Source organism: Parabacteroides provencensis (assembly GCF_900232875.1).
GTDB lineage: Bacteria > Bacteroidota > Bacteroidia > Bacteroidales > Tannerellaceae > Parabacteroides > Parabacteroides chinchillae.
Genome location: NZ_LT960488.1, coordinates 645,001 through 658,322, shown reverse-complemented (window position 1 = coordinate 658,322; position 13,322 = coordinate 645,001). Strand labels below are relative to the sequence as shown.

The following is a 13,322-nucleotide window of genomic DNA, read 5'->3' as shown; positions in this document are numbered from 1 at the left end:
GTTTGCTGCTTATCTGTTTGATGTATCGTCTAGTGTATATTGAAGTTGGTCTAGCATAAGAGGAACTTCATTTTCTTCGATGCCGGCAACAAGCAGATCCGGAATGTCCTGGATGAACTGTTCCCGGAATTTATTGAAGTCGTAATCATCGGCTTCTATGGCTTGCTTATAGTAAGAGAGTGCCCCTTTGATATTTTGCAGAGCCCATTCGGTATGACCGGCATTCAGATAGTCTTGCGTATCGGGCTGGCTGTCCGTTATCTTCTTGTAATAATTGCGTGCCTGGTCATATTTTCCTGTCAGAAACGAGCACCAGGCTATCGGCCGCCATGCCTTATGGCTTTTGTTGTCCAGATAATCTACCTTGAAATAGTATTTTAATGCTTCGTTGTAATTCTTCAGTTCCAGATAACAATGTCCTATGCTGATCTGGACAGATAAGTTATCCGGGCTAAGCGTTTCGTAGCGACGATAATACTTCAATGCTTCTTCCGGCTGTTTCAATGTGCGGTAGCAGCCTGCAATTCTCCGGATCACCCATTTGCTTTCCGTATTGAGCAGGTCGGCACGAAGGTAGGCTTCCAATGCCCCTTCTATATCTCCGCCCATTTGTTTGCAATAGCCTATTTTCTGGAATAGGATGTCGCTATCCTGAATATGCTCCGATAAACGGTTGTAAATAATCAGGGCATCGGAGAAGTAATTCTTGCGGAGGTAATATTCCGCAATGGTAGTCAGGCTTTCTTCGTCCGAGATGTAGGGTTGCAGTATCGGAAGATTATGGAAATCGATCGGAGAGGTAAATATGTCTTCAAAATCGAGATGACTGGGGTATAGTTTGAAGAAACGGTACAAATCCTGAATGTACTGTCCTGTAATTATTTCCTCTTTGCCTCTTTTACTGATCAGCTCTTCTTTGCTTTGTTGTATCATTTCGTTGGCCTGGCTGTCAAATTGATTCATCATCATGCTACGGTGTGCTTCCGGCAGTTGCATCATGCTGAAATAAAACGAATACTTGTCCGAGTTACACATAAATCCGGCAGTAGTCATCGTGTCGAGCATTTGTTTTTCGGCACTGTCTTTGTTAAAACGGTCTCCAAATGCTGTGTGTGATGTGGTAAACGGCATAAACCAGTTGCTTAGTTCCCTGAAAAACGGGAAGTTCTTCAGATGAACAAACGTAGAATGCATCACATCGGCTCCTTCCTGTTGTAGTTCGCTGAATTCTTCCATCTTCTTACCTAGCGAACTCATCTCTTGCCATTCCGGATTCATCTCGTCTCCGAGTTGTTCGGGGTTAAAATCTTTCAGATTGATCTTCTTGCTGATCTTAGGACTTAGTTTCATCATTTCAGGGATGATCTCGTCTTGCAGTTTACGGGTAATCTTTTCCGTTTCTCTGGCCAGGATAAACCGTAGGATAATCGTACGGATTGCCTTGGTGAGGTTGGGTGTTTTTTCGTCCAGTGCAGCTAGCCTGTTTGCTATCTGCGGATATAACGCTGTGCGTTTCCTGTATTTACATAAAGTGAGCAAAATGCCGATCAGGGCACGGACACGTATTTCTTCATTGTCCAACGACGCAGCATCGAAAAGCAACATGAGCTTTTCTTTATCAAAGGCCATTTGCAACCCGAGCATTAAGGCAGACACCGTCTGTGCACCCACACAGGTAGGCAAAGCGGTGTCTGTCAATATGTCTTGTATGCCTGCTACTTCTTCTGCCGTAAGAGGGTTTGAAACCCATATCTTGTGGAAAAGAACAATCAGCCCGGCTTCAAACCGTACTTCCTCTTTTACTATTCCAACCGGAGTAGATAGCATGCTGTGCAGATTGGTATAGCTCATCTGCTGCTGGGTTTGCAGATTACGTCGATGGCTGTAATAAACCAGAGGCGATTCGATGGCCAATGCTTTATGTTTCACCAAGTCTGCCAATTCGTATGCCGAAGCTACCAGATTGTTATATATCTGTTCCTGCATCGGATCTTTGGCGCCTTCACCCCGGTAGCGAAGCATGTATCTGTATGTCTCCTGTGCTTCGTCTAATTTATCCTGAAAAGAATATTCACGACTGCCGGCTATAAATCCTTGCAGGAAATCGAAAGCATTCTTCAACTCTCTGCTATCCAATGAACCAATGATGCGGTTGTATGCTTTGTTTATTTCTTGTATTGTCATAATCTATTAACAACAAATGGTATGCCAAAAGTATTATTTTTCTTTCAACAACAAACAATTGCTTGTCTATTTAATAGAAGAATGTGTGTCAAAAGTCGGAATTAAGGAACGCATACTGCGCATATTACGCAGACTACGCGCAGAGAAACCTATTACATTCCCCTGGCTGAACCATCTCCCTACCTAGGGAGATACTTTCCCTCTACCTAGGGGGATCTTTTCTCCTTACCTAGGGAGATTATTTCCCCCTACTTAGGGAGATTGGTCTGACAGGGGGAGGGCGGGACGCCGGACGAGGCTAAGACAAAGAGGGAGTGTAGACAGTATATACGGGGTTATGCCGTGAACGTGCCTTTATGCTGCATATCCTGTTTGCAGAACTGCTGTATTGCCGAACGTTTCTTTCATATTTATGAGAGAGCCAAAAAAAACAGTATATTTGTACCGCAAAACATACATCCGTAAGATGATATCTTGTAGTAAGATGATCTTTACCGGAGGTGTTTCTGTTCTAGAAATAAATAAATTACGGTGTAAAGATGAAGAATATCCGCAATTTCTGTATTATTGCTCATATAGACCATGGTAAAAGTACCTTGGCTGACCGTTTGCTTGAGTACACCAAAACTGTAGAGGGCAAAGACTTGCAAGCACAGGTTCTTGATGATATGGATCTGGAGCGTGAACGTGGTATCACGATTAAAAGCCATGCTATCCAGATGAAGTATAATTATAAGGGGGAAGAATATATACTGAACCTTATCGATACTCCGGGACACGTAGACTTTTCGTATGAAGTGTCTCGTTCCATAGCCGCTTGCGAAGGTGCTTTGTTGATTATTGATGCCGCACAGGGTATTCAGGCACAGACCATTTCCAACCTGTATATGGCTATAGAAAATGATCTAGAGATTATTCCGGTGATGAATAAGATTGACTTGCCGAGTGCTATGCCGGAAGAAGTGGAAGATCAGATTGTAGAGCTATTGGGTTGCCCCCGGACAGACATTCTGCGTGCCAGTGGTAAAACGGGAGAAGGAGTTTTCGAGATACTTGATACGATTATAGAAAAAGTTCCGGCTCCGAAAGGGGATCCCGAAGCTCCGTTGCAGTGTCTTATTTTCGACTCCGTGTTTAATTCTTTCCGCGGTATTATTGCTTATTTCAAGGTGGTAAACGGGGTGATACGTAAAGGTGATCATGTCAAGTTTATTGCTACCGGCAAGGAATATGATGCCGACGAAGTTGGGGTATTGAAGCTGGATATGTCTCCCCGTAGTGAAATCCGTACTGGCGACGTAGGTTATATAATTTCCGGTATAAAGACTTCCCGGGAAGTTCGTGTAGGTGATACTATTACGCACGTGGACAGACCCGCAAAAGAAGCAATTGCCGGTTTCGAAGAGGTAAAGCCGATGGTGTTTGCCGGTGTTTATCCTATCGAAACGGAAGACTTTGAAAACTTGCGTGCGTCGTTGGAAAAACTACAGTTGAATGATGCTTCCCTTACCTTCCAACCGGAAAGTTCTGCTGCATTAGGCTTTGGATTCCGTTGCGGTTTCCTGGGTTTGTTGCACATGGAGATCGTGCAGGAACGTCTGGATCGCGAGTTTAATATGGATGTTATCACAACAGTTCCGAACGTATCTTATAAGGTCTATACAAAGAAAGACGAATGTATCGAAGTGCACAATCCGAGCGGTTTGCCCGATCCTACGTTGATTGACCATATAGAAGAACCGTTTATCCGTGCTTCCGTCATAACTAATACGACCTACATTGGCCCGATCATGACACTTTGCCTGGGTAAACGTGGTATATTGCTTAAACAGGAGTATATTTCTGGTGATCGTGTCGAGATTCACTACGATCTGCCTTTGGGCGAAATTGTGATTGATTTTTATGATAAGCTGAAAAGTATTTCCAAAGGGTATGCCTCATTCGATTACCATATACATGATTTTCGCCCCAGTAAGTTGGCAAAGTTGGATATACTGCTGAATGGCGAACCGGTAGATGCCTTGTCTACACTTACACATGTAGATAATAGTGTAGCCTTTGGACGTCGCATGTGTGAGAAGCTGAAAGAGCTTATTCCGCGCCAGCAGTTCGATATTGCAATTCAAGCTGCTATTGGAGCTAAGATTATTGCCCGCGAAACCATAAAGGCTGTCCGTAAAGACGTTACGGCTAAATGTTACGGTGGTGATATTTCGCGTAAACGGAAACTGTTGGAAAAACAGAAAGAGGGAAAGAAACGTATGAAACAAATCGGAACAGTGGAAGTGCCCCAAAAAGCATTCCTTGCTGTACTGAAATTAGATTAAAACGAAAAAGTTGGATGTGTAGAAAGGATGCTTCGGTTTGAAGCATCCTTTTTTGTCTTCTAATCCGTCCATTCCATTGGAACGGACTTGATGTTTTCTTCCGGTTGATCCTGTTTGGCGAAAAGCCAGTTGCCAATGACCAGGTAATTCATTCCCGTACTCATAAAGCAGCGATAGGCGTCATCGGGCGTACAAACGATAGGTTCGCCTCTGACATTGAAGCTTGTGTTTACAAGAACGCTGCAACCCGTCAGTTTCTTGAAAGCGTTCAACAAAGAATAATAACGCGGATTGGTTTGTATTGATACTGTCTGGACACGGGCACTGAAGTCTACATGTGTTATAGCTTGCAGCGACGAGCGGTTTACGTAGAGCTTTTCTAAATAAGGCAAAGCCTCATAATCATCGGGTAGTGGTAATCTGTGGCTTACGGATAGATTTGCTACTTTAAGCATATAAGGCGAGGTTTCGCTCATGTCAAAGTATTTGGAGACATCTTCTTCTAAGACACTGGGGGCGAAGGGACGGAAACTTTCCCTGAACTTTATCTCGAGATTCAGCATTTTTTGCATGCTGGTGTTTCTGGGATCGGCCAGGATGGAACGGTTTCCCAATGCTCTTGGTCCGAATTCCATTCTTCCCTGGAACCAGCCTACAATCATTCCGTCGTTAAGCAGCGAGGCTACCTTATTATATAATGTATCGTCGTCCAGCCTTATGCCTTGCGCGTTTTTCTTTCGCATAAATGCCTGGACAGACGCGTCGGTAAAGCATGGCCCCAGATAAGAACCGGACATACTGTCGGGTGTGTGTACGGTTCGTTCTTCTTTTAGGTAAGTGTGCCAGGTTGCGTAAGCGGCACCTAGAGCGCCTCCGGCATCTCCAGCTGCCGGTTGAATCCATATTTTGTTGAACAGATTGCTGCGTTCTATCTTTCCGTTGGCTACGCAATTCAGAGCAACGCCTCCGGCCAGCACAAGGTTGGCACATTGTGTCAATTGTTTTGTGGTTTCAATAAGCCGCAGCAATACTTCCTCAGTGACCGACTGGATGGCATAAGCCAAATCCATGTATTTCTGAGATAATTCCTCCTCCGGCTTCCGGGGTGGAAATCCGAAAAGCTTTTCCCATTTACTGTTTTGAGTCATCTTTAATCCTGTGGCATAGTCGAAGTAATCCATGTTAAGCAGGAAGGAACCATCTTGGCGGATATCTATCAGACTTTCTTTTATAATCCGGATGTATTCCTGTGTTTGGGATGAAAGGGTGCCATAAGGTGCCAATCCCATCAGTTTATATTCTCCGCTGTTCACTTTGAATCCACAGTAATAGGTGAATGCTGAATAAAGCAGTCCGAGAGAATGCGGAAACTGAAGTTCGCGAAGTAACCTGATCTCTTTGCCTTCGCCAATACTGATTGTTGTGGTCGCCCATTCGCCAACACCGTCTACTGTCAGGATAGCCGCTTTGTCAAAAGGAGACGGATAGAAAGCACTTGCCGCATGCGATAAGTGATGTTCCGGAAATAGTATTTGTGTGTCTATTTCTTGTTTCAGAAGCTCTTCACACAGGATACGTTTCATGTAAAGCTTTTCCTTTACCCATACAGGCATAGCTTTGGCGAAATTACGGAAACCTTTCGGAGCGAAGGCGTGGTATGTTTCCAGTAACCGTTCAAACTTGATGAATGGTTTTTCATAGAATGCTACATATGAAATATCAGTACCGTTTATTCCAGCCTCTTCCAATACATATTTTATGGCATGATGAGGAAAGGAAGAATCATGTTTGGTACGTGTAAAGCGTTCTTCCTGCGCTGCGGCTATTACCTCACCGTCTATTAGTAAAGCAGCGGCACTATCGTGGTAGTATGCAGATATTCCAAGTATAGCTTTCATCCGTTATTTCAGTATCTCCAGCAGTTTGTTCAACTTCGGAGCCATGATGATTTCCGTACGGCGGTTCTTACTGCGGCCGTCAGCTGTTTCATTGTCGGCTACAGGCATAAATTCTCCCCGGCCGCAGGGTTGTATTTGCAACGGGTTCACACCATAATCTTTGGTAAGTATGCGGACAACGGAAGTTGCACGGATCACACTCAAGTCCCAGTTGTCTTTGAATTGGGCAGTGTTGATTGGCTTACTATCCGTATGGCCTTCTATATATACATCTATGTCTGTCTGTTTATTCAGCACTTCTGCCAATTTAGCCAGTGCTTCTTTACCGCGTTTGTCTACTTTGGCACTACCCGATTCGAAGAGAAGTTTATCGGACATGGCAACATATACTTTGCCATCTTTTCCGGTAACCGTAAGTTCGTCGCTGCTGAACCCCAGAAGAGCATCTTTTACACTATTCAACAGGTTTTGTACTTTCTCGTTCTGGGCATGGATCAAATCCTGCAGTTCGTTGATGGTACGTTCGCGCTTATCTAATTCACTCATCTTTTCACTAAGAAGCGAATTTAATTTATCCTGTTCGCCCATATTGGCATTGAGCATTGTCTGATAGTTACGGATGTTACGTCCCATTTGTGCTGTGTCGCGCAACAATTCATTCAGACGGGCAGATAACTGGGTATTGTCGTCACCGCATTTACCAAGTTGTTCCTTTAAAGCTTCGGCACGCCCGATAGCTTCCAGACGACCGTTTTCGGCTAATAAATACTTCCCTTTTGTAACGCAGGAAGTGCAAACCAACAGTGTTGAGGCTGCTACGATTACTGCTTTCTTCATAATGACAAATAAAATTTAGCGAATGTAATATTTATTACATTTTACATGCGTATTGTTTAGTTTATTTGTTTTCCGTAAACATAATTAAAGAATAGGCCGTATGAATATAAATGAATTATAGAATGCTGTGCTGTTTTTATGAGAGATGGATTGTGTCTGCTTATTCGGAAAAGAAATCTTTGCATATGTTCAAATATTGCACTTCAATTAATTGCCCTCTTTTGTAATATCGCTGCCTCCGGAAGCAGAGGAGTTAAGTTTGGGATTTCCTTTATAGTGTATATCACTACCTCCGCTGGCAGAAGCTTTTAAATAGTCTGTGACATGCGTATATATGTCGGATCCACTACTGGCAGAACACTCTAACCTGGCTATAATGAAATCGCTCCCTTTGATATCAGATCCACTGGACGCTTCATATAAAGCACTGTTCGCTTTCCCTTTAAGAGTGAGGTCGCTACCGCTGGTAGCTTTGCATTGGATCGATTCGCAAGTAAGGTTGCTAAGCACAATATCTCCTCCTGCCCGTGCTGTCACTGTACAATGATTCATTTGTACCGGATATTTCATAGTAATATCACTACCCTTGGTTGTCAATATTTCCAGATCGTCACCGGATAAAGGGCTTTGTAATGTGAAATCTATGTTACCAGATGTGTGGATTTTCTTTAAATTTTTGGATGTTCCATTTAGTTTGAAGGTGGTCGGGATTAATTCCTCTCCTCCTTTTGTGGTAATAGTTAGCTCTTCGTTGTTTGTCTTAATATTCAGGTATGGATAGAGATTCTCATCTATAATAATCTGAAGTGAAGCTGTTTCTCCCTGCTTATAATTAAATATGTATGAAGTTTGTTGTCCACTGGAAAACCAGTTGAACCAACTGTTGTTGGATCCTAATGTGTTGGAACTTAATAAGACTGAAGAGTATTCTCCAATTGAAATTTGTTTGGTTGTGATCTTACCGTTCCCTTTTATTGTTTTTGCCATGCAAGGCATTGCACAAAGGGTTATCAACGTAAATAATGTCATGATTCTTGTTACCATAGTCAGTAGAATTTAATCGTTTTTATATTTAGACGCATGTAACAGGAAAATGGTTGCACATTTTGGCACAAAAAACGTTACGTTAGATTCCTCTACTCAAGGCATATGGAATTATAACGTAACGTTTTGTTCCTTTACCCCTGCTTTTTCAGTAAGTCCCGAATTTCAGTAAGCAATTGTATGTCGGCAGGAGGAGCCGGTGGGGCGGGCGGGGTTTCTTCTTTCTTTTTACTTAAAGAATTCATACCTTTAATTAATAAGAATATGGCAAAGGCAATGATAATAAAATCAAGAGTAACCTGTATAAAGTTACCGTAATTTATACTTACAGCGGGGGTGATGATTTTATCGCCTTCCATAACTGCATGTTTAAGCGTAATTTTCAGATCTGTGAAATTTACACCACCAATCAGTAATCCGATTGGAGGCATAATAAGATCGGCTACAACAGATGATACAATTTTGCCGAAAGCACCACCTATAATGATACCTACTGCCATATCCACCACGTTTCCGCGCATGGCAAACTGCTTAAATTCTTGTAATATATTTCCCATATTGTGTATTTTAGTTATAGTTACAAATGTAATTTTTAATTTTGCATTATCATAACGTTTATTCCTTTTGTTTGATTCTCTTTACTATGGAGATGTCATATCCTCTTTGTTCTGCTTTGTTTAATAGAAGACGGATAGTTTCTTCGGGCAACTGAGGTGTACGGCTTAATATCCATAGATATTCTGATGTATTGCTGCCAATTAAAGCATATGAATAGTTTTTGCTGTCTAATTCCATTATATTGTATTCCGCATAAAACCAAAGAAAAAACGAAACTTTTAATTTTCCGGGTTCGGAGGCTTTTGTTATTTTGGCTACACCTTTGGCTGTTTTGAAGTCTCCGGAGAAATCATTCCAGTATCCGCTGTTTATCACTTGTATTTTGCCATTGGGTAGTTTTGTGTATTGGGCTGTAACGCCAACCAGGTTATGTTCAAAACGATGGTCTATCCGTGCTATTTCAAACCATTTGCCCATATATTTGTCTATGTCAATTGTTTTTACAGTTGTTTTGTCGATATCACGTTGTATGCATGAAGTATTCATTAGTAATATATATGTAAGGATTGTAAGTTTTAAATTCATATTTTAATTATTTCTTCTTATTATAAAACATAAGCGGTAGAGAAAAGGTTTTTTAGGAGCCTTTATTCCAATCATCCCGATGAAATAATAAAATCATCCCGATGAAATAATAAAATCATCCCGATCTTTTTTTTAAATCATCGGGATGATTTATTTTCTGATTTTTGAATGTATTAAGCTTATTAGGTAATCCCGTACATTATATATATAAATAAATCGTTAAGATTTAGTGATAACGAATCCTGTAATTTTTTTTCATGATGTAACTTGCGGTTGTTATGCAAATTAGGTTGTTCGCTTTGTTTTGTTTAGGAAAATAGTTGAGATAAAGTTTGGAATATATGTTTAAGAGCATTACTTTTGCATCCGCATTCGAGAGAGAATGAATGGAGAATAGATATAGAACAATATTTTTATCAAAAAAGTTCCGAAAACATTTGGAGCTAATAAATAAAAAGTTTTATCTTTGCATCCACGTTCGCTAAAAAGCGGGTGTATAACGAGTTCTTTGAAAGATTTACATACAACAAGTAGTACAAGTATTATACAGACATTGATGTTTGTTTAAAGAATAATAATACCGTCAATTACTTAATAGATTTAGAGATTCTGAGCAAAGGTATAAAAAACAAATTAACAACGAAGAGTTTGATCCTGGCTCAGGATGAACGCTAGCGACAGGCTTAACACATGCAAGTCGAGGGGTAGCAGGGGATAGCAATATCCCGCTGACGACCGGCGCACGGGTGAGTAACGCGTATGCAACTTACCTATCAGAGTGGGATAACCCGGCGAAAGTCGGACTAATACCGCATAAAACAGGGGTCCCGCATGGGAATATTTGTTAAAGATTTATTGCTGATAGATAGGCATGCGTTCCATTAGATAGTTGGTGAGGTAACGGCTCACCAAGTCGGCGATGGATAGGGGTTCTGAGAGGAAGGTCCCCCACATTGGTACTGAGACACGGACCAAACTCCTACGGGAGGCAGCAGTGAGGAATATTGGTCAATGGGCGAGAGCCTGAACCAGCCAAGTCGCGTGAAGGATGAAGGTTCTATGGATTGTAAACTTCTTTTAGAGGGGAATAAAGTGCGGGACGTGTCCTGTTTTGTATGTACCCTCTGAATAAGCATCGGCTAACTCCGTGCCAGCAGCCGCGGTAATACGGAGGATGCGAGCGTTATCCGGATTTATTGGGTTTAAAGGGTGCGTAGGTGGATGTTTAAGTCAGCGGTGAAAGTTTGTGGCTCAACCATAAAATTGCCGTTGAAACTGGGCGTCTTGAGTATGTTTGAGGTAGGCGGAATGCGTGGTGTAGCGGTGAAATGCATAGATATCACGCAGAACTCCAATTGCGAAGGCAGCTTACTAAACCATAACTGACACTGAAGCACGAAAGCGTGGGTATCAAACAGGATTAGATACCCTGGTAGTCCACGCAGTAAACGATGATTACTAGGAGTTTGCGATATATTGTAAGCTCTACAGCGAAAGCGTTAAGTAATCCACCTGGGGAGTACGCCGGCAACGGTGAAACTCAAAGGAATTGACGGGGGCCCGCACAAGCGGAGGAACATGTGGTTTAATTCGATGATACGCGAGGAACCTTACCCGGGTTTGAACGTAAGAAGACCGACCAGGAAACTGGTTTTCTAGTAATAGCTTTTTACGAGGTGCTGCATGGTTGTCGTCAGCTCGTGCCGTGAGGTGTCGGCTTAAGTGCCATAACGAGCGCAACCCTTATCACTAGTTACTAACAGGTCAAGCTGAGGACTCTAGTGAGACTGCCAGCGTAAGCTGTGAGGAAGGTGGGGATGACGTCAAATCAGCACGGCCCTTACATCCGGGGCGACACACGTGTTACAATGGCATGGACAAAGAGCTGCTACACAGCGATGTGATGCAAATCTCCAAACCATGTCTCAGTTCGGATCGGAGTCTGCAACTCGACTCCGTGAAGCTGGATTCGCTAGTAATCGCGCATCAGCCATGGCGCGGTGAATACGTTCCCGGGCCTTGTACACACCGCCCGTCAAGCCATGGGAGCCGGGGGTACCTGAAGTCCGTAACCGTTGAGGATCGGCCTAGGGTAAAACTGGTGACTGGGGCTAAGTCGTAACAAGGTAGCCGTACCGGAAGGTGCGGCTGGAACACCTCCTTTCTGGAGCGACGGATCTCTGAAGAAGTAAAGACTCAGGTATTAAGTTCTTTACTTGTACTACGGTTGCTATGTATTAAAATATATGATCTTACTCACAAGAGGGTATAAGTATGGATATAGTGTCCATGTTTGTCCTTTAGGTAGAGAAAGAGAGAAAAATGATGCTGAGAGTAATCGAGGCAAAGTTGACAGTCCTATAGCTCAGTTGGTTAGAGCGCTACACTGATAATGTAGAGGTCGGCAGTTCAACTCTGCCTGGGACTACAAAAAAAATCTCAAGAAAAAAAGGGGGGATTAGCTCAGCTGGCTAGAGCATCTGCCTTGCACGCAGAGGGTCAACGGTTCGAATCCGTTATTCTCCACCAAAAAGTTCGACACACCGCAAGAGTATAGTTGATTAAACTGTCAACTGTCCCTTGTCACCTGTCAACTGAAAAAAGATCTTTGACATGATGGACAAAAGAATAAAGTAAAGTAGAGCAAAGCTGAAGATATATCAGCCCGACGCGGTACTAATTATAGTACAGTGTCAAAGGTAAAAGAAAGTAAGCAAGGGCAGACGGTGGATGCCTAGGCTCTCGGAGGCGATGAAGGACGTGATAAGCTGCGATAAGCTTGGGGTAGGTGCAAATAACCATTGATTCCAAGATTTCCGAATGGGGCAACCCGGCAGGTTGAAGGCCTGCCACCATGTAACCATGGAGCAAACGTGGGGAACTGAAACATCTAAGTACCCATAGGAGAAGAAAACAAAAGTGATTCCGCAAGTAGTGGCGAGCGAACGCGGAACAGCCCAAACCAATGCTGTTTAGGCAGTATTGGGGTTGTAGGACCACGGCATAGCAAGAACTTATCGAAATAGAATGTTTTGGAAAGAACAGCCATAGACGGTGATAGCCCGGTATATGACTCGATAACGAAGCTTAGTGGTATCCTGAGTAGCGCGGGGCACGAGAAATCCTGTGTGAATCAGCGGGGCCCATCCCGTAAGGCTAAATACTCCCGAGAGACCGATAGTGAACCAGTACCGTGAGGGAAAGGTGAAAAGAACCTCGAACAGAGGAGTGAAATAGTCCCTGAACCCGTCTGCCTACAAGCGGTCGGAGCCACATTCAGTGGTGACGGCGTGCCTTTTGCATAATGAACCTACGAGTTACTTTCAGTGGCAAGGTTAAGTGGTTCAGCCACGGAGCCGAAGCGAAAGCGAGTCTTAACAGGGCGGTTTAGTCACTGGGAGTAGACGCGAAACCAAGTGATCTACCCATGGTCAGGTTGAAGGTTAGGTAACACTAACTGGAGGACCGAATCGGTATACGTTGAAAAGTGTTCGAATGAACTGTGGGTAGGGGTGAAAGGCTAATCAAACTTGGAGATAGCTCGTACTCCCCGAAATGCATTTAGGTGCAGCCTTTAATTAGTATATTATGAGGTAGAGCGACTGATTGGATGCGAGGGCTTCACCGCCTATCAAGTCCAGACAAACTCCGAATGCGTAGTATATATTATTAAGGAGTGAGGGCGCGGGTGCTAAGGTCCGTGTCCGAGAGGAGAAGAATCCAGACCACCGGCTAAGGTCCCCAAATAACAATTAAGTTGAACTAACGAAGTCAGATTGCAAAGACAGCTAGGATGTTGGCTTGGAAGCAGCCATTCATTTAAAGAGTGCGTAACAGCTCACTAGTCGAGGAGTTTGGCGTGGATAATAATCGGGCATAAATTGTTTAC

General features: G+C 43.1%; 7 protein-coding genes, 2 tRNA genes and 2 rRNA genes (1 of these 11 running past the window's edge). 5 read left to right on the top strand and 6 right to left on the bottom strand.

Annotated features, from left to right (window positions below; all coding sequences use genetic code 11):
• Positions 1-9 precede the first annotated feature (9 nt).
• Entirely contained in the window at positions 10-2,184 is a 2,175-nt protein-coding gene (locus CTY47_RS02835) for a tetratricopeptide repeat protein (protein ID WP_099463321.1), read from the bottom strand.
• 539 nt (positions 2,185-2,723) lie between these two features.
• Between CTY47_RS02835 and lepA the strand changes: the two genes are divergently transcribed.
• Positions 2,724-4,511: a translation elongation factor 4 gene (lepA, locus tag CTY47_RS02830; protein WP_099463320.1), complete on the top strand. Its 1,788-nt coding sequence runs from the start codon at positions 2,724-2,726 to the stop codon at positions 4,509-4,511.
• 59 nt (positions 4,512-4,570) lie between these two features.
• On the opposite strand, the gene CTY47_RS02825 is transcribed toward lepA, so the two are convergent.
• The 5 genes from CTY47_RS02825 to CTY47_RS02805 form a co-directional block, all read right to left on the bottom strand.
• Complete coding sequence (locus tag CTY47_RS02825) at positions 4,571-6,409, bottom strand: carbamoyltransferase family protein (protein WP_099463319.1); 1,839 nt, start codon at positions 6,407-6,409, stop codon at positions 4,571-4,573.
• Positions 6,410-6,412: 3 nt separating this feature from the next.
• Positions 6,413-7,246 (bottom strand): OmpA/MotB family protein, encoded by an 834-nt coding sequence (locus CTY47_RS02820; protein WP_099463318.1) that lies wholly within the window; start codon positions 7,244-7,246, stop codon positions 6,413-6,415.
• A 207-nt stretch (positions 7,247-7,453) separates the two neighbouring features.
• Complete coding sequence (locus tag CTY47_RS02815; protein ID WP_099463317.1) at positions 7,454-8,290, bottom strand: head GIN domain-containing protein; 837 nt, start codon at positions 8,288-8,290, stop codon at positions 7,454-7,456.
• Between the two features lie 134 nt (positions 8,291-8,424).
• Positions 8,425-8,847: a large-conductance mechanosensitive channel protein MscL gene (gene mscL, locus CTY47_RS02810; protein WP_099463316.1), complete on the bottom strand. Its 423-nt coding sequence runs from the start codon at positions 8,845-8,847 to the stop codon at positions 8,425-8,427.
• Positions 8,848-8,905: 58 nt separating this feature from the next.
• Positions 8,906-9,433 carry a lipocalin family protein gene (locus tag CTY47_RS02805; protein WP_099463315.1) on the bottom strand — a complete coding sequence of 176 codons (528 nt, stop codon included), beginning with the start codon at positions 9,431-9,433 and terminating at the stop codon, positions 8,906-8,908.
• Between the two features lie 636 nt (positions 9,434-10,069).
• Here CTY47_RS02805 and CTY47_RS02800 point away from each other — a divergent pair.
• From CTY47_RS02800 to CTY47_RS02785, 4 genes are all read left to right on the top strand, one after another.
• A 16S ribosomal RNA gene (locus CTY47_RS02800) occupies positions 10,070-11,597 on the top strand.
• Positions 11,598-11,787: 190 nt separating this feature from the next.
• A tRNA-Ile gene (locus CTY47_RS02795) sits at positions 11,788-11,861 on the top strand.
• Positions 11,862-11,885: 24 nt separating this feature from the next.
• Positions 11,886-11,962, top strand: a tRNA-Ala gene (locus CTY47_RS02790).
• Between the two features lie 174 nt (positions 11,963-12,136).
• Positions 12,137-13,322 (top strand): 23S ribosomal RNA (locus tag CTY47_RS02785); it runs 1,693 nt beyond the window's last position.
• Together the 16S and 23S rRNA genes with 2 tRNA genes alongside form the textbook arrangement of a ribosomal RNA operon.